This window comes from Burkholderia sp. Ac-20365, assembly GCF_017104715.1.
Lineage (GTDB): Bacteria > Pseudomonadota > Gammaproteobacteria > Burkholderiales > Burkholderiaceae > Paraburkholderia.
The window spans coordinates 562,798-583,274 of the sequence record NZ_JAAGPI010000001.1 but is presented as its reverse complement, the minus strand read 5'-3'; the positions used below and the strand labels follow the sequence as shown (position 1 = coordinate 583,274).

General features: G+C 64.0%; 16 protein-coding genes. 5 read left to right on the top strand and 11 right to left on the bottom strand.

Features of this window, described 5'->3' with window-relative positions:
• The first annotated feature begins 8 nt into the window (after nucleotides 1-8).
• From leuC to G3O01_RS02410, 4 genes are all read left to right on the top strand, one after another.
• On the top strand, nucleotides 9-1,415 hold the full coding sequence (gene leuC / locus G3O01_RS02425; protein WP_205802836.1) for a 3-isopropylmalate dehydratase large subunit: 1,407 nt from the start codon (nucleotides 9-11) through the stop codon (nucleotides 1,413-1,415).
• A complete protein-coding gene (leuD, locus tag G3O01_RS02420; protein WP_205802835.1) occupies nucleotides 1,412-2,026 on the top strand; it encodes a 3-isopropylmalate dehydratase small subunit in 615 nt (204 codons plus the stop codon). Before leuC ends, leuD begins: the two co-directional genes overlap by 4 nt.
• A gap of 96 nt (nucleotides 2,027-2,122) precedes the next feature.
• Complete coding sequence (locus G3O01_RS02415; protein ID WP_205802834.1) at nucleotides 2,123-3,445, top strand: dicarboxylate/amino acid:cation symporter; 1,323 nt, start codon at nucleotides 2,123-2,125, stop codon at nucleotides 3,443-3,445.
• Between the two features lie 253 nt (nucleotides 3,446-3,698).
• Nucleotides 3,699-4,385 (top strand): hypothetical protein, encoded by a 687-nt coding sequence (locus G3O01_RS02410; RefSeq protein WP_205802833.1) that lies wholly within the window; start codon nucleotides 3,699-3,701, stop codon nucleotides 4,383-4,385.
• A 74-nt stretch (nucleotides 4,386-4,459) separates the two neighbouring features.
• On the opposite strand, the gene G3O01_RS02405 is transcribed toward G3O01_RS02410, so the two are convergent.
• The 11 genes from G3O01_RS02405 to G3O01_RS02355 all read right to left on the bottom strand — a co-directional run bounded on the left by G3O01_RS02405 (nucleotide 4,460) and on the right by G3O01_RS02355 (nucleotide 19,059).
• Nucleotides 4,460-5,932, bottom strand: a complete 1,473-nt coding sequence (locus tag G3O01_RS02405; protein WP_205802832.1) for an alginate export family protein — start codon at nucleotides 5,930-5,932, stop codon at nucleotides 4,460-4,462.
• Nucleotides 5,929-6,864: a glyoxalase gene (locus G3O01_RS02400; RefSeq protein ID WP_205802831.1), complete on the bottom strand. Its 936-nt coding sequence runs from the start codon at nucleotides 6,862-6,864 to the stop codon at nucleotides 5,929-5,931. The genes G3O01_RS02405 and G3O01_RS02400 overlap by 4 nt, the downstream gene beginning before the upstream one ends.
• A gap of 58 nt (nucleotides 6,865-6,922) precedes the next feature.
• Nucleotides 6,923-7,657, bottom strand: coding sequence for a YoaK family protein (locus G3O01_RS02395; RefSeq protein WP_205802830.1), 735 nt, complete (start codon nucleotides 7,655-7,657; stop codon nucleotides 6,923-6,925).
• Nucleotides 7,654-7,899 (bottom strand): DUF1427 family protein, encoded by a 246-nt coding sequence (locus tag G3O01_RS02390; RefSeq protein ID WP_205802829.1) that lies wholly within the window; start codon nucleotides 7,897-7,899, stop codon nucleotides 7,654-7,656. The genes G3O01_RS02395 and G3O01_RS02390 overlap by 4 nt, the downstream gene beginning before the upstream one ends.
• Nucleotides 7,900-7,918: 19 nt before the next feature.
• On the bottom strand, nucleotides 7,919-8,590 hold the full coding sequence (locus G3O01_RS02385; RefSeq protein ID WP_205802828.1) for a phosphohydrolase: 672 nt from the start codon (nucleotides 8,588-8,590) through the stop codon (nucleotides 7,919-7,921).
• A complete protein-coding gene (locus tag G3O01_RS02380; RefSeq protein WP_205802827.1) occupies nucleotides 8,587-8,994 on the bottom strand; it encodes a DoxX family protein in 408 nt (135 codons plus the stop codon). The genes G3O01_RS02385 and G3O01_RS02380 overlap by 4 nt, the downstream gene beginning before the upstream one ends.
• Before the next feature lie 14 nt (nucleotides 8,995-9,008).
• A complete protein-coding gene (locus G3O01_RS02375; RefSeq protein ID WP_205802826.1) occupies nucleotides 9,009-10,898 on the bottom strand; it encodes an amidohydrolase in 1,890 nt (629 codons plus the stop codon).
• A gap of 101 nt (nucleotides 10,899-10,999) precedes the next feature.
• Nucleotides 11,000-11,635 carry a hydrolase gene (locus tag G3O01_RS02370; RefSeq protein WP_109479747.1) on the bottom strand — a complete coding sequence of 212 codons (636 nt, stop codon included), beginning with the start codon at nucleotides 11,633-11,635 and terminating at the stop codon, nucleotides 11,000-11,002.
• A 230-nt stretch (nucleotides 11,636-11,865) separates the two neighbouring features.
• Entirely contained in the window at nucleotides 11,866-14,658 is a 2,793-nt protein-coding gene (locus G3O01_RS02365) for a winged helix-turn-helix domain-containing protein (RefSeq protein WP_205802825.1), read from the bottom strand.
• Between the two features lie 235 nt (nucleotides 14,659-14,893).
• Complete coding sequence (locus G3O01_RS02360) at nucleotides 14,894-15,877, bottom strand: alpha/beta hydrolase (protein ID WP_205802824.1); 984 nt, start codon at nucleotides 15,875-15,877, stop codon at nucleotides 14,894-14,896.
• A 263-nt stretch (nucleotides 15,878-16,140) separates the two neighbouring features.
• Entirely contained in the window at nucleotides 16,141-19,059 is a 2,919-nt protein-coding gene (locus G3O01_RS02355) for a winged helix-turn-helix domain-containing protein (protein ID WP_205802823.1), read from the bottom strand.
• 488 nt (nucleotides 19,060-19,547) lie between these two features.
• On the opposite strand from G3O01_RS02355, the gene G3O01_RS02350 reads away from it, so the two are divergent.
• Complete coding sequence (locus G3O01_RS02350; protein ID WP_205802822.1) at nucleotides 19,548-20,477, top strand: AraC family transcriptional regulator; 930 nt, start codon at nucleotides 19,548-19,550, stop codon at nucleotides 20,475-20,477.

The window sequence follows — 20,477 nt, the reverse complement described above, 5'->3', positions numbered from 1 at the left end:
CTATTGCCATGTCGAAACGAACCCTCTACCAGAAGCTCGTCGATTCGCATCTCGTGTCGCGCATCGACGACCAGAACGTGCTGCTGTACGTCGATCTGCATCTGATGAACGAATACACCAGCCCGCAAGCCTTCAGCGCGCTCGAAGCACGCGGCCGCAAGGTGCGCCGTCCGCAGCAGCAACTGGCCGTCGTCAGCCATATCATTCCGACGCATGCTGAAACGCCGCGCGTGATCCGCGATGCCGCATCGCTGATGCTCGCGCAAAATCTCGCGCGTAATTGCGAGCGCGCCGGCATCCGGCTGCTCGCCGCAAACGATCCGATGCAAGGCATCGAGCACATCGTCGCGCCCGAAATGGGCCTCGTGCGTCCCGGCATGGTCGTACTGTGCGGCGATAGTCACACGACAACGTACGGCGCGCTGGGCGCGCTCGGATTTGGCATCGGTACATCGGAAGTCGAACACGTGCTCGCGACGCAAACACTCGTCTACCGGCTCGCGCAGACGATGCGCATCACGATCGACGGCGCGCTGCCTTATGGCACGACGTCGAAGGATGTGGTGATCTGGCTGGTCAGCAAGATCGGCGCCCAAGGAGCACGCGGTTACGCCGTTGAATTCGCGGGATCGACCATCGCGTCGCTGTCGGCGGAAGCCCGCATGACCTTGTGCAACATGACCGTCGAAGCCGGCGCGCGCGCCGCGCTGATCGCGCCCGACGCAACCACATTCGACTACATTCGCGCACACGCCAAAGCGCTCGACGAAAGCGCATTCGACGAATGGCGCAGCCTGCGTTCCGACGAAGGCGCACAGTTCGACGCCGAGCACCGTTTCGACGCACGCGATATCGCGCCGTTCGTCACGTGGGGCACGAGCCCCGATCAGGCGATTGCGATTGATCAGCGCATTCCGGATGAAGCTGAACAAGCGTCGCCGGAAGCCGCCGCGTCGCTGCGCCGCGCGCTGGATTACATGCATCTCGAAGCGCATCAGCCGCTCGCCGGTACGCCGATCCAGCGCGTCTTCATCGGCTCGTGCACCAACGGGCGCATCGAAGACCTGCGCGCCGTCGCGCAGATCGTGCGCGGCAAGCACGTTGCCGACGGCGTGCGCGCGATGGTCGTGCCCGGTTCGGGCCGCGTGCGCCGCGCGGCCGAACAGGAAGGTATCGCGCAGACGCTGATCGATGCGGGCTTCGAATGGCGCGAACCGGGCTGCTCGATGTGCCTCGCGATGAACGACGACATGCTCGACGACGGAGAACGCTGCGCGTCGACCACCAACCGCAATTTCGAAGGACGTCAGGGACGCGGCGGCCGCACGCACCTGATGAGTCCCGCGATGGCAGCAGCAGCTGCGCTGACAGGCTGCATCACCGATGTCCGCACTCTGGAGGCACGCGCGCAATGAACCGTTTGACGATCATCGAAGGTACGGCTGCGCCGTTGCCCATCGACAACCTCGACACCGACCAGATCATGCCGAAGCAGTTCCTGCGCATCATCGACAAGGCCGGTCTTGCCGACGGCCTGCTCTACGACCTGCGATTCGACGCGCAAGGCACGCCACGCGCGGATAGCGTGCTGAATCAAACTGCGTACAAGGGCGCGCGCATTCTGATCGGCGGATCCAATTTCGGCTGCGGATCGAGCCGCGAACACGCGGTGTGGGGCTTGCAGCAATACGGTTTTCAGGCCGTGATCGCGCCGAGTTTCGCGGAGATTTTCTATTCGAACGCGATGAATAACCGGCTGCTGCTGGTGCAACTCGAACGCGATGCCATCGATGCGCTCGTCCATGCATCGACGCAAGCGCCTGAAGCGACGCTGCGCATCGATCTCGAACGACAGACCGTGCACAGCGCCGATGGCAAGACCTACACGTACCCGCTTGGTGCACGCCATAAACGGATGGTGATCGAAGGCATGGACACGATCGACCTGACGCTGTCGTCGCTGCCCGAAATCGAAGGCTTCGAGCGCACTCACTTCGCGCAGCACGCCTGGGCCAGCGTGCTGTAAGGGCTACCCGGCCACTCTTTTTCCCTTCAGAAGCGCCGATTCCCTTCCGACTGCAGAAGGGAACGGCCCCGCTTTGCCCCGAAAAACGGAGGAGACATGAAGCGCAAACCGTTCTACAAGATTCTCTATATGCAAGTGCTGTTCGCCATCGTCGCGGGCGTGCTGCTTGGACATTTCGCGCCGCAGGAAGCCGTCACGCTCAAACCGCTCGGCGACATGTTCATCAAGCTGGTGCGCATGATCATCGGCCCGGTGATTTTCTGCACGGTCGTGACAGGCATTGCCGGGATGCAGGACATGAAGAAGGTCGGGCGCGTCGGCGGCAAGGCGCTGCTGTATTTCGAAGTCGCATCGACGCTCGCGCTCGGCATCGGCCTCGTGGCCGCACATGTGCTCAAGCCCGGCGCGGGCTTCAACGTCGATCCGTCGACGCTCGACGCAAAAGCCGTGTCCGGTTATGCAGCGCAAGCCGCGCACGGCGACGGCATCGTCGCGTTCATCATGCACGCAATACCCGACACCTTCGTCGGCGCGCTGACGCAAGGCGACATGCTGCCCGTGCTCGTCATCGCGATGCTGTTCGGCTCCGCGCTCGCCCTGCTCGGCGACACGGCCGCGCCCGTGACGAATCTGGTTGAAACGCTGTCGAAAGCGTTTTTCCGAATCGTGCATATGATCACGAGCCTTGCGCCCATCGGTGCATTCGGAGCGATGGCGTTCACGATCGGCCGTTACGGCATCGTCTCCCTGCTGCCGATGCTCAAGCTGATCGGCACGTTCTATCTGACGGCGATCCTGTTCGTCGCGATCGTGCTCGGCGTGATCGCCCGGCTGTGCGGCTTCAGCCTGTGGCGCTTCCTGCTCTATATCCGCGACGAACTGCTGATCGTGCTCGGCACGTCCACGTCCGAAGCCGCGCTGCCGCAACTGATGGAAAAGCTCGAACGGCTCGGCTGTCCGCGCGGCGTCGTGGGCCTCGTCGTGCCGACCGGTTATTCGTTCAATCTCGACGGCACCAATATCTATATGACGCTCGCCGTGCTGTTCCTCGCGCAGGCAACGAACACGCATTTGACAATCACGCAGGAAATCACCCTGTTGCTGGTGACGATGCTGACGTCGAAAGGATCGACAGGCGTCACGGGCGCGGGTTTCATCACCCTGGCGGCCAGCCTTTCCGTCGTGCCGACTGTGCCCGTCGCGGCGATGGTGCTGATTCTCGGTATCGACCGATTCATGTCCGAGTGCCGCGCGCTGACGAATATCGTCGGCAATGGCGTGGCGTCGATCGTCGTGTCGGCGTGGGAAGGCGGGCTGGATCGGGACGCGCTTCGAAACGCGCTCCGCACGCCCGTAAGCGAGTCCAAACGTTTGCGATCGACCCCGCCCGCCGTCGTCGAAACCGCCGACACCGAGTGAGCGCAGCACCTCGCGTTTATCCTGATGAATCGGATGATCCGCAATGTGCGTTACATCGCATCCGGCGCGCTCGTTTGCTGGCAACTTAATCCACATCATGTTGATCGTGCGGACGCAGTACAACGCGGCCGATAAATGCATGCAGCATGGAGGTACGTCAGGTTCCGGTGGGAGGCTGATTCGCTTGCGGTCGGCACGGGACACGCGTACGGGGTTGTGTTTGCCGTAAATGACCACCAGCGAGGTAACAACCATGAGAATCAGCACATTGCTCGGGTCTGCGGCGTTGACCGTGACCTTCGGGCCAGCCCTACTGCCAGCCGCTGCGTGGGCTGACGGGCCGCGGTCAGCCTATGACAATGGCGGCGTCAACGAGGCTTCGCTCGATCCGGGCGAAGAGCAGATGACCGCCGACGAGGAAAACAAGGCGCGCCTGAAAGATCTCAGCGACGCGTATCACAGTGGCTACAGCGCCCGCGCAAAGGAAGATGCGGAAACGTATGCATCGCTGCGCGATCAGTTGAAGCGCACGTCGAAGGCGAGCGCGCAGCAACCGCCGCCGTTGCCTTCGGACATGCCTTCCGACGACAACGCACAGGTGCGGCGCGTGAACCAGCCGCGCGTCGCGCAGCGTCAGTTGCAGGCACAAGCCGCCTATGACGATGACGATGCGGCGCCCGTGCAGTACGCACCCGCGCCGCCGCCGCGTCCGCGCTACCGGCCTGCGCCGGTCGTCTATTCGCAGCCGCCCGTCTACGACGGCCCGTCGCCGGAAGAAATGCAGACGGTGGTGTTCCAGCCGTATCAGCCGCCGCCGGTGCAGTACGTGCCGGTGTATCACCAGCCGGTCTACGTGAACCAGCCGGTCATGCCGATGCAGTATGCGCAGGTGCCGGTGTATCAGCCGAGGTATTACGGGTATCGCGGTTACGGCTGGTAGTCAGAAGCAGCACGCGTTGTCAGCAAGCCGCGCCTTCGCAGGAAGGCGCGGCTTGTGCACGTCTTTGCGAAACATCACCAGCCGAACTTCGCCTCTACGCCGACGTAATCTGCATTGCGTGCGCCCAATGCGCGGATCGAATCGCCGACCTGGAAATGCACCGCTTCGAGCGCAAGCGCAACATTCGAACTGACGAGCCAGTCGGCGCGCACCTGCGCATACATGCCCGTCCAGCGCGTGCCCTTGCCCGCCGTGCCCGGCACGACAGCCGAGCCTTGTCCGTATATCGCGTCGGCCGTTGTCGCGCGCCACTGGAAGCCTAACGCCGTCATCAGCGTGACCTTCGGCGTGACCTTGAACGAGATCGACGGCTTCACGTGGATCAGGTTGCTGTAGCCCGTGTAGCCTGCCAGCGTGAAGTAATAGCCGTTCGGAAACAGCGGATTGAAGGTTCCGACGCGCCCATCGCCCGGATGTTTGTCACCCGACGCGCCGTCCACCTGCAAGCCGAGCCGCGGCGTGCCTGTCATCGACGCAAACGTATAGCCCGTCAGCACGCCAAACGCCCACGCGCCGATCGTATCGTTGCCGACGTGCCCCGTCTGCAGCATCGTTTCCGCGTCCCAGTCGAATGGCGCGACCTTGCCGGCATAGCGCACATCGAACACATCGCGGTGCTCGGTGCCCGTCGCATCGAGAAAGCGCGCGTTGTCGCGGTTGTAGCGCGACCAGTACGCGGACAGATCGCCCGGCCCTGTGTTCACACGCTCGACGCGCACACCGCTGAACGTGAGATGGCGATTCGACACATCGTCGAAAGCGGTAACGTCGCGGTACTGCACCGGCTGCGTCATGTAACCGATGAAGCGCCACTTGTCGATTTCATAATCGGCCCATAGCGCGTCGAACGCCTGACGCACGTTCGGCCCGTCGCGCACCGACACGAAGCGCTGCAAGTCGAACGCCATCTCCTGGCGGCCGATGCGTGTCTTCAGCGTGCCGCCGCCCACGCCATAAACGAACGCAACGAAAGCCTGCTCGATATCGAGCGGATTCTTGTCGACTGGCGACACGGAATCCTTGCCGAAAGGCCGCGCATCTTCCAGTTGGAAAAATGCCTGCACATGCTCGCCGATACGCGCATCGGCATGCACCTGCGCGCGCTGGATGACGTAGCTGTCGGGTTTCGTGCTGCCGAGGCCGAACAACGGTGTGTTGTTCAGTTCGAAGCGCTCGCGCAGCGTCGCGCCGAGCGACAGATAAGTCGTCGGATCGCCGGGAAGCGGCATGTACTTGAGCGCATCGAGCGGCTTGCGCGGCACGCACGGCAGCCCCAGCACCGACCAGTCTTCCTGCCAGCGGTTGAACGACAGCGACGAGGGGCGCGTTGCGGTGCAGGCGGAGCTGTCGGTTGCGCTCGTGCTCGCCGCTGCGTCAGCGGCGAACGCGTTTGCGCCGTCCGCCAGACCGCACACGGCGAGCGCCGCATACGCGGCCGCTCTTCTCGCCGCACGCCGCGCGCGTTTGATCGAACGGCGCACCGTCACTTCTTCGCTTCGTGAATCTCGGCGACGTAGCCGCCGGGGAATTCGACCATCGCCGAGCGTCCTTCCACCGTGCTGGCCGCGGGCACCAGCACCTTCACGTTGACGCTCTGAGCCTTCGTCAGCGTTGCGTCGAGATCGGCGACCTGATAACCCGTCGTCTCCCGACCAAACGGATACGGCAGCTTGCCGTCCGTCACGAATACCAGCATGTTGCCGAAGCCCGACTGGATGCGAACGCGCCGGATCGTATCGCCGGGCCGGCCAATTTCCGCGCCGTCCGCGCGACGGTTATCGGAGACGACCTTGCCATGCGAGAAGCGCACGAAACGCTTGATGAAGTTATCGGCTGCCTGCGGCGACACGTACGCGCGGTTGTCCGGCACCGTTTCGAGCGGACCGTACGACGGCGCCTTCGTGTGCCAGTACAACTGCATGTAGAGACCGCCCGGCCACTGGATGACTGCGTCCTTGCCGATCGGGTCGTCGAAGGTATCGACGATCACGTCCGCGCCCGCTGCGCGCGCGGCGCGCACGGCCTTGTCGATGTCGGTGACGAGATAGCCGGTGCGCTCGTTGCCGAACGGATACGGAATCGGCGTCTGGAACGCGAACACCGACAGCATGCCCACAGGCGTCTGCACGTATTGCGAAGCCGTCTTGCTCGGCGTCGGCGTAACGGTGAACACGGCGCGCGGCGACGCCTTGCCGCCAAACGTCGCGACGAAGCTGTCGACGAATGCGTCGATGTCCTGGCTCGCCACATACACGTGCGTGGTGTCGTACTGCGGGCCGACGGACACGACGGGCGTGCCCTTGCCGGCGCTCTGATGGTCCGCTTCCGCGAAGGCAGGCGAACCGGCCAGCGTCACGCCGAGCGCGGCAACCGCAACGACAGCCGCGCGCAACAATCGATACATCTTGACGGTACTCATGAAAACACTCCTTGCTGGTAATGGATGCCGCCGCGATCTCCATGGATGCGCGGCGCGATCAGTGTTGGGCCGGCGGCGAACCGGTGTTTCGCGACAGCACGGCGAGCACGCACAACGCGGCGAGCGGCAACAGCAGCGCCCAGAACGACGCGAGCAGAAAGCCCGCCGCACCCGCGCCCGCGCCGATCGCAAAACCGGCGACGGGCGGCAGCGTGCGCAACAGACGCGTGCGCGCCGCCTGCCGCGTTTTCTGATCGATGGATGAAAACAGCAGATCGAACGCGTCGATCACGGCCTGCGTGACGTTGCCCGTCATCACCGTGTTCGCGACCACGGAGCGCGCGGTCAGACGGCCGTGCGCGTTCTGCACGCCCATCGCCGCAGCGCCCAGCAGGCCGCAGGCGATCGTCATCGGCGCATCGGAATCGGTGATCGGCGCGGCGAGCACGCCCGTGACCATGAAACCCGCGAGCAGCACCGCCTGCAGCGCATACAGCGAGCAGGCGCGCACGCCATGTCCGAGCGTTAGCAGCCGGTTGTCGAGCACCCGCGCGATCACGATGCCCGCCACGAACGCAGGAAACGCGAGCCACTTGATCAGCAGCCCATGCCCCGCGCCCGCGAGGCCCGAGCCGATCAGGATGAAGTTGCCCGTCACGTGCGCCGTGAACAGCCCGAACAGCGCGACGAAGCCGAGCGTATCGACATAGCCGGCAATCGTCGCAAGCCACGTGTCCTCGCCAGGCACGTGATCCAGTTGCGCGGCGACGCGCACATCCGCGCCCGCGCTCATTGGTCCTTGCTGCCTGAAGTCACCCGCGGCGCGGGTTGGCTGCTGGCCGCGGCCGGCGCGCTTTGCGTCTGTGCGTCGGGCGTGCGGATCTGCGCCTGCACGAAGGGAATTGCATGCTCGCCGATCACGATGCCCAGCAGCCCGGCCAGTGCGATCAACGGCGGCGCGGGCGACTGCACGCGCACGAGGTAATACAGCAGGCCCACGACGAGGCCCGCGCCCAAGGAAATCAGATACGACATGGCTTGCTCCTTCCGTGCTTCATTCGTCCTTCCACGGCGAGCCGAGAATCAGCCCGCAAAAGTTCGTGCGGCAGAAGTCGGGATCGATGCGTTCCAGCACATCGGCACTCAGCGTGCCGAACGTCGATTGCGGACGATGCGCGACGCCGCGCCCGATCGCTTCGATCATTCGCTCCTTGAAATACGCGCCGCGCGGGTACGCTGCGACGATCTGTTCGCGTTGCGTCTGCGAACAGGCGCCGATGTTGTCGGCGAGCAGATCCGTACGCACGGCCGACGACAGCACGCGCGCCAGCGGCGATAGATGCATGGACACACCCGGCGTCGTATGCAATGCAATCGCACACCACAGTTCGTCGAGCACGCTTTGCGGCGCGCCAAAGCGTTGCATGAACGTGCGTGCCGCATGTGCGCCGTCTATCTCGTAGCGCAGCTTCGAATGCGCATACGCTGCGCTCAGGCCCATGTTTGCGTACATCGCCGCGACGTACAGCGTGTCGGTCTCGCATGCGAGACCATCACGCTGCGCGGCGAGCGCCGCGAACACGAACACACGCGATGCATGCCCCGTCACCACATCGGGCAGCGACGCATGTGCCGCCTCGGCAGCCGCGATCGCAACCGGTGTGTGCGGAATGCGCACATCAGCGACATCGACGGGCCGGGTTGCGCGTTCAATCGACATGCTCATGCCTGACGTTGCCCCGATGCACGCGGCCAGAGCACGATCCGGTAACGCCCCGCGCCGCCAATCGCGATGGTGCCGAACATGATCAGCAGCATCCACGCGAATTGCCCCTGATCCAGCGTCCATTCGCGATGCACGAGCCCAAGGGCGATCGCGCTGACCAGCATGATCGGCAGCGCGGCCAGCCGCGTCGCGATGCCGGCGATCATCAGCAGCGGACACACCACTTCGGCGAAGATCGCAAACGCGAGCGTCAGCGTCTTGCCGAAATGCAGCGGGTCTTCGATTGCGTCGAGCTGGCTCGCGTAGTGAAGCGCCTTAGGCAGTCCATGCACGAGCAGCACGAGCACGCTCGCGGTCACGCGCAGGAACAGCAACGCGGCGTCGGGTGCGGAGATACGGTTCATCGTGCGTATGCGCTTCAGAACGCGAAGCAGCTGCAACCGAGCGCGCCCCAGAACGTGTTCGCGTCGCTGGCAGGCACGTTGCTGCGCCATGCCCAGCCATGCGCGTGCTTGTGCACGCCGCACAGATTCACGCACGCGTCGTTGCACGATTGCTGCAACGGCGCGGCGGCGGGACGATAGCGCGCGTAGCCGCCATATTCCGCGACGGGCGACCACGAAGGGCTGACAGGCAGCGCGGGCGGGCCGAAGGTTTCGAACTCGTCGTCGGCATAGACGACGCGGCCGTTGACCACCGTCATCACCGAGGTCAGATGCTTGATCGCGTCTTCATCCACGGTGAAGAAGTCGTCGGACAGCACCGCGAAATCGGCAAGCTGACCGGGGACGAGCGCACCCTTGCGCGTGTCGTCGTTCGAGAACCATGCACTGCCGACCGTGTAGCGCCGCAATGCTTCCATCCGGTCGAGGCGATCCTGTGCCGCATACATGGGCGTGCCGCCGACGGTGCGGCCCGACACGAGCCAGTACAACGACACGAACGGATTGAAGCTCGCCACACGCGTCGCATCCGTACCCGCGCCGACGGGCAGCCCCGCTGCCAGCATCTGCCGCACGGGCGGCGTGCGCGCAGCGGCTTCTGCGCCATAACGCGCGATGAAGTATTCGCCCTGAAACGCCATCCGGTGCTGAATGGCGATGCCGCCGCCAAGCGCCGCAATGCGTTCGATATTGCGTTGAGAAATCGTCTCGCAGTGGTCGAAGAACCAGCGCAGGCCGTCGAACGGCGTGTCCTGATTCACGCGTTCGAACACATCCAGGAAGCGGTCGATCGATTCGTCGTAAGTCGCGTGCAGACGGAACGGCCAGCGGTTTTGCACCAGCAGGCGCACGACCGCTTCGAGTTCGCTCTCCATTGCCTCCGGCAGATCGGGGCGCGGCTCCAGGAAATCTTCGAAGTCGGCGGCAGAGAACACCAGCATCTCTCCCGCGCCGTTCACCTTGAGGAATTCGTCGCCGTCGCCGGGCTTCGTCGCTTTGACCCACTTCGCGAAGTCTTCGATTTCCTTCTTCGCGTTCTGCGTGAACAGGTTGTACGCGATCCGCACCGTCAGTTCGTTGCGCTTCGCGAGTTCCATGATGACCGCGTAGTCGTCGGGATACGCCTGATAGCCGCCGCCCGCATCGATCGCACTCGTTACGCCGAGGCGATTCAGTTCGCGCATGAACTGGCGCGACGAATTCATCTGGTCTTCGATCGGCAGTTTCGGGCCTTTCGCGAGCGTCGCGTACAGCAAGCCCGCATTCGGCCGCGCGATCAGCATGCCGGTCGGATTGCCGCGACGATCGCGCTGGATTTCGCCGCCCGGCGGATTCGGCGTATCGCGGTCATAGCCGACCGCGCGCAACGCTGCCGCATTCAGCAATGCGCTGTCATAGAGATGCAGAATAAAAACCGGCGTATCGGGGGCAATCGCGTTGATCTCTTCGAGCGTCGGGCCGCGCTTCTCCGCAAACTGGAATTCGTTCCATCCACCGACCACGCGCACCCATTGCGGCGCCGGCGTGCGCGCAACCTGGGCGCGCAGCATCTCGAGCGCATCGCGCAACGACGGCACGCCGTCCCAACGCAACTCGAGATTGAAATTGAGGCCGCCACGAATCACGTGAAGGTGCGAGTCGTTGAGGCCGGGAATGACGGTGCGGCCTTTCAGGTCGATGCGGCGCGTGGACTCGTTGGCCCACTGCATCACCGCCTGATCGCTGCCGCTTGCGACGATCTCGCCTTTCGCGACGGCCAGCGCCGTCACGAACGAGCGCTTGTCGTCCTGCGTCGCTATCTTGCCGTTGTAGATCACCAGGTCCGCAATGCGCGCGGGTTCGATGGACTGGTTGTGTGCGGTCATCGTCGCTCTCCGTCTGACAGGGTCGTGCGCACTCCACGCGCGATGCCAGCAGCACCGCGCGTGAAGCTCTACTTGAAACGTGTGTTACTGCGGCGCTGCGATCAGCCCGCTTCGCTCGCGTGCTCGCCGAGAATCTGCTTGGCGTAGCGCACGCCGATGCCGTATGCGCTATGCGCCTTGAAGATCTCCATGCAGCCTTCGTACGTTTCGCCGCGCGCCCAGTCGCGTTGCAGTTCGCACATGAACTGCAGCGAGTTCATCGGCACTGCGCCCGCTTGCACGATGCGTTGCACGGCGCGCTCGTGTGCTTCTTCCGTGATGTCGCCGCATGCATCCGTCGGCACGTAGATCTCGAAGCCTTCGTTGAGCATCTGGATGGTCGGGAACGTCACGCACACTTCCGTCCACAGGCCAGCGATCACGATCTTCTTGCGGCCCGTTGCCTTGATCGCATCACGGAAGCCCTTGTCTTCCCACGAGTTCATCGACGTGCGGTCGATCGGCTTCGTCTCCGGAAACACCGCTTGCACTTCGGGAAGCAGATGGCCGCTGAACGAATCGGCGGCGATGGTCGTCAGAACGGTCGGCACCTTGAAGAGCTTCGCGGCCTTCGCGAGGATCTGGACGTTGTGCAGGACAGTCGTGCGTTCGTGCGAGTGCGTGCCGAAGAACATCTGCGGCTGATGGTCGATAAGCGCGAGCGCGCAGGTGTCGGGCGTCAACAGTTCATGTGCCATGAGTAGCTCCATTTCGCAGGGATGCGAGAGACCCGCACGGTTGCCAGAAAGCAACCGCGCTAATGTCCGGTTAGTGGATGAATCCAGTCGTCGCTGCATCGGCTGTGCGGATGCAAACGGCTAGCTCACGCGACTCAGGCGCGAGTTTCACAATGCCGTGCTGGCATTACGACTTGCGAGAAGATTAGTGACGGACGATCTTAAAGTCCTGATAAACGCCTTAAACGTTATTAAGCGCGAGACTGAACGGAGACAACACGCAGTGCTGCGTGTGTAGCAGACGCATTGCGCGCCTCGCCGCGTTCAAGTCCATTTCGCTGCGCCCAGTCGCGCGACGTCGCGAAGCAGCGTTGCGCTTCGTCGTCGCGGCCCAGCTTGTGCAGTACATCGCCTTTGATACGGCATAGCTCGGCGTAGTACCAGCGCTCGCCGTTGTCGTCGGCGTGGCGAAGCGCATCGTCGATGGTCGCGAGCGCTTTCTTGTCGCGCGATACCTGCATCAGCGCAACAGCCAGTTGTCCCTGCAATGGCGACAGCTGCGCGAGATAACCTGTTGCGCGCAGTGTCGCGATCGCCTTCGTCAACCTGTCGATCGGGTCCGCGCCAGGATTCACGAGTGTCGCGAGCCATGCTTCATAGCAAGCGCAACACGCGCTCCAGATCGTGAAGCCGAAACGGGACGACAGTTCCTGCAACACGTCGATGCCATGACGCGCCGCAGCCTGATCGCCATTGAGCAACGCAATCGGCACGAGTCCTTCGACGAGCACATAACAGGTGACGATCTCATGGTCGTACTGCACGGCCGAATCGAAGCAGCGCGCGGCGAGATCGTAGGCGCCGTTGCGATCGCCCTGCACCCACAGCACGCGTGCGAGCGTCGCGCGCGCAACGATGCCGTGATTCACGCGAAAGCCCGTCATGTGCCAGCGGCTCAACGGCTTTTCTTCGTACTCTTCGATCATGCGTTCGAGCAGTTCGCGCGCGCGCAACTGGTCGCCCGCATAGTGCAGCGCGATGCCTTCCACTCGCCCTGCCAGCACCATCGGCAATGCGTTGCCACTGCTGCGCGCAAGATCGCCGAAGCGTCGCGCCAGCATCAGCGCATCGCGCGCGCGTCCGCTGTATTGATGCCAGTTCCACACGCCCCAGCGGGCCCGCGATGCATAGTCGGGGTGCGAGGAGCGCACCGCGTCGTTGAGCACCCATGTCCATGCTTCGCGCGTTTCCGTGAGCGGCCCGTCCGTATAGACAAGCGCAGAGGCCAGCGCCGACACGAGCCGCAAGCGCGTTTCGACGTCGACACTTTCGTCGCCCTGCGTTTCAGTGCTCACGAAGCGCAACGCAGCGCGCGCACGCCCGCAACACTCTTCAACGAGCGACAGGTCATACAGATACGGCACGGTGACGGCCGCGAGCGCGATACCCGTCGCATGATCGCCGCGCTCACCGAGCGTCCAGTCGAGCGCGGTGCGCACATTGCCGAGTTCGCGCGTGAATTCGCTGAGCCATTCGACGAGAGGACGTTCCGCCCAGCGCTTCTGCGCCGTTTCGAGCATCTGCAGAAACAGCGCGGCGTGCGCGCCCGCGGCGGGCACGCGTTCGCCGTTGTCGTCGAGTTGCTGCAGCGCATAGGCGCGCGTCGATTCCAGCAAGCGATACCGATACGACGAACCTTCGAAGTCCGTGGTCAGCAGCGAACGCGATACGAGACCGCTCACGGCATCGAGCGCTTCCATGCGCGCCAGCCCCGCATGCTCTGCCATCGCGCAGGCGGCGTCCAGCGTGAAGCCGTTGACGAACATGCCAAGCCAGCGCAACAGCTTCTGTTCGTCGCGATTGAGCAGACGGTAGCTCCAGTCGAGCGTCGCCTTGAGCGTCTGATGGCGCGGCAAGGCCGTGCGCCGGCCGCCGGTGAGAATGCGGAAGCGGTCGTCGAGATGCTCGGCCAGCAAGCCGATGCCGAGCACGGCTGCGCGCGACGCTGCCAGTTCGAGCGCAAGCGGAATGCCGTCCAGGCGCCGGCACACTTCGCCCGTCAGGCGGATGCTGGTTTCGTCGAGTGCAAACTGCGCGCCGTCGGCTTGCGCGCGCGCCAGGAAAAAGCGCACGGCAGGCGTGTTCAGCACGTCGGTGCCGGGATCGTCGGAGGCGGGAACAGGCAGCGGCGGCACCTGATAGACGATTTCGTCGCGCACCCGCAAGGCCTCGCGGCTCGTCGCCAGCACGCGCATGCGGCTGCCCGCGCCCGTCAGCGACTCCGCCATCGCGGCGACGATCTCGAGTACCTGCTCGCAGTTGTCGAGCACCACGAGCGCCTCGCGCTCGCGCCATTCGGCTGCGATCTGCGCAAGCGCCGTACGGCTCGCGGACAGCCGGCTGCCCATCGCGAAGGCGAGCGCGTCAAGCGCCGACTGCGCGTCGCACGCGGCCGCGAGCGGCACGAACACGACGCCATCGGCAAACTCTGGCTGGAGCGCATGCGCGACTTCGAGCGCGAGCCGCGTCTTGCCGATACCGCCCGTGCCCACCAGCGTCACGGCCTGATGCGCGCGCAACGCTTCCATCACGACATCGAGCGCGTCCTGTCTGCCGATCAGTTCCGGCACGCGCGCGGGCAGCCGCTGACGCGCGGGCCGCGCGGCGTCGGTGCTGGCGGCTGTGATCTCAGTGAAGACAGGCGGCTCGCCTGCGGCTTCGTTCGGTTGAATGACAGGCACGCCGATGTCGGCGTGCATGATCAGCCGGTAACCCCGGCCGGGGACCGTGCAGATACGCTCGCGCTCGTCGCCGAACGCGCGGCGCAACGCCGAGATATGAACCTGCAGATTGTTTTTTTCGACGACCGTGGTCGGCCAGACGACGCGCATGATCTCGTCTTTCGATACGAGTTCGCCGTCGGCGGCGATCAGCAAGGCGAGAATGTCGAATGCGCGGCTGCCGATCGGAACCTTGCGCCCATCGCAACGCACTTCGCGATGATCGAGTGAAATCTCGAGTTGACCGATCTTGATCGCCATCATCTAAAGAAGTGATGTTGAGGGCTGTGGAGTTCGCAACGGCCTTTGCGCAACGTTGAAAAGCTCACACTATACGATGCCGTATCGACATGCGTTGTGACGTTTTCAGCAAAGACCGTGTGTATCGACAAGCCGGACAGACTGCGAACCAGTGTACAACGAACAAAAGCCGCCCGGCATTCCTGACGGGCGGCCATGTCGATGCTGCGCGGCAAGTGCACCGCGAAGCCCCGGCTGGTTACTGCTTGAGGAACGCCAGCAGATCGGCGTTCACCTGCTCGACGTGCGTGCTGCACATGCCGTGCGGCGCGCCCGCGTAGACCTTCAGCGTCGCGTTCTTCACGAGCTTCGACGCGAGTTTCGCGGAGTCGCCGATAGGCACGATCTGGTCGTCGTCGCCATGCAGGAACAGCGTCGGCACGTCGATTTTCTTCAGGTCGTCCGTATAGTCGACTTCGGAGAACTGCTTGATGCACTCGTACTGGCCTTTGATCGAACCTTCCATGCCCTGACGCCAGAAGTCCTGGATCAGCCCTTGCGAGACCTTGGCGTTCGGACGGTTGAAGCCGTAGAACGGCGTCGCGAGGTCCAGATAGAACTGCGAGCGGTTCGATGCGACGCCGGCACGAATACCGTCGAAAGCGGACATCGGCAGGCCGCCCGGATTCGCTGCAGTCTTCAGCATCAGCGGCGGCACCGCGCCGATCAGCACGGCCTTCGCGACACGCTTCGAACCATGACGGCCAATGTAGTGCGCGACCTCGCCGCCGCCCGTCGAATGGCCGACCAGCATCGCGTTCTTGACGTCGAGCGCGTCGAGCACGGCGGCGAGATCGTCGGCATAGGTGTCCATGTCGTTGCCGTTCGACGGCTGGCCCGAACGGCCATGGCCGCGACGGTCGTGCGCGATCACGCGATAGCCCTGGTTCACGAGGAACAGCATCTGCGGATCCCACGCGTCGGACGAGAGCGGCCAGCCGTGCGAGAAGACCACGGGCGTGCCCGTGCCCCAGTCCTTGAAGAAGATGTCCGTGCCGTCCTTCGCCTTCACGAAGTTGCCACCCTGATGGTGTACGCGCGTGGCGTGAGCCCCCGTCGTTGCGCTCGCTGCGTTAGCGGACAGGCTCGACATCGCGGCCACGGCCCCCGCCATCGTCGCGCCTGCCGACAGCAGCCTGCGCCGCGATTCCGATGGTGCTGCCGTGTTGCTCTGCGTGTTCATCCCGTTGTTCTCCGTCGTTGCATCGCGTCGCGCAGATGTGCGCGGCGATGGTGTGTGGTCGATGACATGACGCAGCGGGGATGCCCGCTGAATCAGGAGTGACGGAGCTTAGCGAGGTGCGCGACCAAAGTCCTTATGGTCGGCTTAAACGTCCTTAAGGGCAGCTTGCGCGCTTGACAGACAGAGCTTTCGGCGGATGCGAGACCGTGCGCGCGGCGCCCTTAAGAAAACTTCAGACGGGTTCGATACGGCGTGAAGACGGGTCAGAGGTCGCTGGCCATCACGGGTTGTCCGCTGTCCGTGCCGAACGACGCACGCGTGGCTTGCGCCGTATGCAGAAGCGCGGCAAGCCGGCGGATATCGGGCGCCTTCGATTGCAGGTCGACACGCGTCGACACATCGGTCAGCAGCGACGCCGCACGCGCCGTCTCGCCCCGTTCCAGCAGATGATCCGCGAAGTTGAGCACGGCACGCAGCTCGAGCATCGGCGCATGTTGCTCTTTGGCCGTCTGCATCGCGTCGAGCAGATGGCGGCGCCCTTCCGTTTCGAACTCGTCGGCCATCGCCGCGCGCCCCTTCAACAGGATCTCGCGCGACTGCTCCAGCGCCGCGACGCCCATCACGCGCTGGAGTTCGGCGATAAAGAAGTGCTCGCCATGCGCGTTGCAGAATTCGAGCGCCTCATTGAGCTTCGAGCGCGCTTCGGCGATGCGCCCCGTTCTCGCCAGCGCTTCCGCGCAGATCGCGATCACAGGCGTCAGCACCCGGCGAAAGCCGCACGACAACAAGCGTTGCAACGCAGGCTCGAGCTTCGCGAGACCGGCGTGCGGATGTCCCTGAAGAATGTCGAGATGCCCTGCATGGCATTCGCCATACGCCTGCCAGATCTCATAGTGGTTCAACGCAACCTGCGATTGCAGCACGGCCAGATAGCGCGACGCCGTTTCGAGTTCGCCGCATTGAAGCGCGAGCGGCACGGCGGCCACGGCGAGCACGTGACTGAGCGACGGCTCCAGCATGTCCGGCCGCAGCGAATTGAGGACCTGCTCGACCATCTGCATCGCCCGTTCGGGGTGGCCCTGCATCCACACGATGCGCGCCAGCGTGCCGTTGCCGAACGTGAACGGATCGACGGCCACGCCGAGACTGCCGGGCGCGATCGGGCCGAGTTCGGTCAGCGCGGCGACCGCCCGCTCCAGCCGCACGCGCGCCTGTTCGTGCTCGCCGAAGCAATGCAGCGACACGGCGATCATCTCTGCCGCGAGAATCTGCTGCCAAGGCGTGCCGCAGCGTTGCGCAAACGCCTCGAAGCGCGTTGCGAAGCGGAACGACGCATGAATGTCGGAGGACGCGAGCATCGAATTCCATGCGCCCCACAGCGCGCGCGCCTCGAAGGTTTCGTCGCGGGTCTGGCGCGCCAGCACCAGCACGCGCTTCCACAGCGGCCCGGCCTCGTTCACCGCGCCGCCCGTGTGCAGCAGCGTCGATGCATACGCGGAACACAGGCGCATTTCGCACAGGGCATCGACGGAACCGGGCGGCAATGCATCGAGCGCGGCCAGCGCGCGCCCTGCGCGCTCGTAGCATTCATGCAGCAGCGGGCCTTGCAGCAGCGTACCCACCAGCGATCCCGCCAGCGCCACGCCCAGCGCGGGATTGCCACCCGGCGAGAACGCCCATTCAAATGCGGCGCGCGCGTCGTCGAGCGCGAGGCGCGGCTCGGCCGCGGCGAGTCCCTGCGCGGCATCGCCGACCGATACCTTGCCGTGCTCGATCCGCTCCTGCAGATAGTGCATGTGGCGCGTGGCGATGCGCTGCACTTCGCCTTCGTCGCGCAGCTTCTCCATCGCATACGCGCGCGTCGATTCCGTCAAACGGTATTGCGCGATCGCGCCGCAGAACTCGACGCTCAACAACGACTTCGCGGCCAGCTCGCTCAGGCTCGAGATGACGGACGCGATCGGCATGTCCGGCTCGGTCGCGACGGTGCAGACGGCGTCGAACGTGAACGCGCCCGCGAAGAAGCCCAGCCGCCTGAACAGCATCCGCGAATTCGCGTCGAGCAGCGTGTAGCTCCAGTCGAAGGTCGCGCGCAAGGTCTGGTGACGCGGCAGCGCCGAGCGCAGCCCGCCCGTCAGCAGATTCAGGCGGTCGTCCAGACGCGAGGCCACGCCTTCGACACCGAGCGTCGCGACGCGCGCCGCCGCCAGTTCGATTGCGAGCGGCAGGCCTTCCAGCCGCCGGCAGATTTCGCCGACTAGCTGGATGGTGCGATCGTCCGCGCCGCAGTCGGGCGCCACCGACCTCGCGCGGCTCAGAAACAGTTCGACGGCCGAATGCGCAAGCGTTGCGTCGGCAGACGAACCGCTCGCAGGCACGGCCAGCGGCTCGACGCGGAACACGGACTCAGCCCAGATATGCAGCGGTTCACGGCTCGTGACGAGCACGCGCAACGCCTGATTGCGCGCGGCCAGCGCTTCGACCAGGCTCGCGACCACGTCGATCACATGCTCGGCGTTGTCGAGCACCAGCACGCATGGCGCGTTGGCCATCACGTCGGCGAGACTTTCCTGCGTGAGGTATTCGTCGGATGCGTCGATGCGCAACGCGAGCGCCAGTGTCTTGAGCACGGCGTCGCGCGTGGAGGCTTTCGCGAGTTCGACGAAGCACACCGGCTCGCCGAAGCGGTCGCGCATGGCCCGCGCAACATGCACGGCCAGACACGTCTTGCCGATCCCGCCCGCGCCGATCAGCGTGACCACGGACGCCTGACCGAGCCGCTCGACAAGCTGCGCCACTTCGGCCTCTCGACCGACCAGCGTCGCCGCGCACGCAGGCAAGCCGCTGCCGTTCGCGAGCGGTGCGCCATGCGGCTGCGGCGCGCGCGCATGACGGTTCTCCGACACCAGCATATAGCCGCGCCCAGGCACGGTCTTGATGAGTTCGCGGTCTGCGCCGAACATCTTGCGAAGCGCCGCGATGTGCACCTGCAGCCGGTTCTCTTCGACGATAACGCCCGGCCACACGGCATCCATGATGGCGTCCTTCGACACGATGCCGCCATTCGCGCGATACAGCACATCGAGAATGTCGAACGCGCGTGCGCCGATGCGCACCGAACGGCCGTTCTGACGAATCTCCCGCTGTTCGAAGTTGACGAGCAAAGTGCCGATCTGAATCATGAACGCCTCCAGGAAACGCTATCGCGAGTTCGATTGACCGATGGCGTGCACCGGGTTGAAGGTCGAAGATCGGGCGCGCCAACCTTTCGCTGCGAGCGTGTTCATTGGCTTGCGCGCATTGCGGCGCGAGTTTGCTCAAAGAATGGGCAATATCGGCAACGCAAATGGGCTGGCTAAAACAGAATATCGCGTACGAATTGTAAACATCTGGTAACGGCGTGTCTTGAATAATAGTGACCTGATTGGCATTTGGGCGGTCTTTTTTACCGTTCTGAGGACGGCATCACATCTCGCCTATTGATCTGGCGTCAAGGCCCGCACAGCGGCAAATTCCGCCAGAATACGGTCCCGTCTTCAAAGAGCGGGAATCATCCGGCGATATATGCATAAAGCCGCCAATGGTTTTTTGAATATTTATCGCGGGATGCTTCCGTGTAAACTGGACAGATTATGTTTCGCCAGCAATGCATGAATTGAGGACGCTGCCCATGTCGACCGGTCCACATCCCACGGCGGCCGCGCCGCCCACGCCGAAAGACGCGCTAGGCTGCGTGTCGGGCAAATTGCGTAAAGACATCGAATTGGATATTGGCGATATCCGCTTCTATCGCAAGTGCATGGACGAAGCGCATCTGGATCGCGTCGCCATGCCGGCTTCCGATCGCGGCTTTCTGGTCGGCATTTCTCTGAACAGCGGGCATCGGCGGAATATTTTTAACGGCGGCCGCACCATCGCCAAACGCTTTGAATCGGATTCGATTTATATCCGCGATTTCTCAGAAGATTATTGCGCTGATCTATATGGCAATTTCGACTTTGTGCTAGTCGAGTTATCGCAAGCATTCATCGCTCGGCTTGGCGACGAGCATGGCGGCCCCGGCGTCGACGGGCTGACCTGCGCGCTGGAGCAGAAAGACCCCGTTCTGGGTCATCTCGCACGGGCGATGGACGGCAACCTCGCCCATTACGGCGAACTCGGCTCGCTGTTCGCCGAGCAGATGGGCGTCATCATGGGCACGCACCTCGCGCAGCGCTACGGCAATCTGCGCGAGCGCGGGCCGCGCGCAAAAGGCGCGCTGTCGCATGCGCATGAGGCACGCGCAAAAGAACTGCTGATCGAACGGTCGCGCCAGGGCGCGTCTATCGCGGAAGTGGCCAGTGAATGCAACCTGTCGCGCGGCTATTTCATCCGGGCGTTTTCTCGCACCACCGGCCAGACGCCGCATCAATGGCTGCTCGAGCAACGCATCACCGAGGCGCGGCAACTGATCGAAGCAACCGATCTGACGCTGACGGAAATCGCCAGCTTTTGCGGTTTCGCCGATCAAAGCCATCTGAACCGTGTGTTTCTGAAAAGCGTCGGAACGTCGCCTGGCGCATGGCGGCGCGCGGCGGGACTGCCGGCATTCGCCATCTAG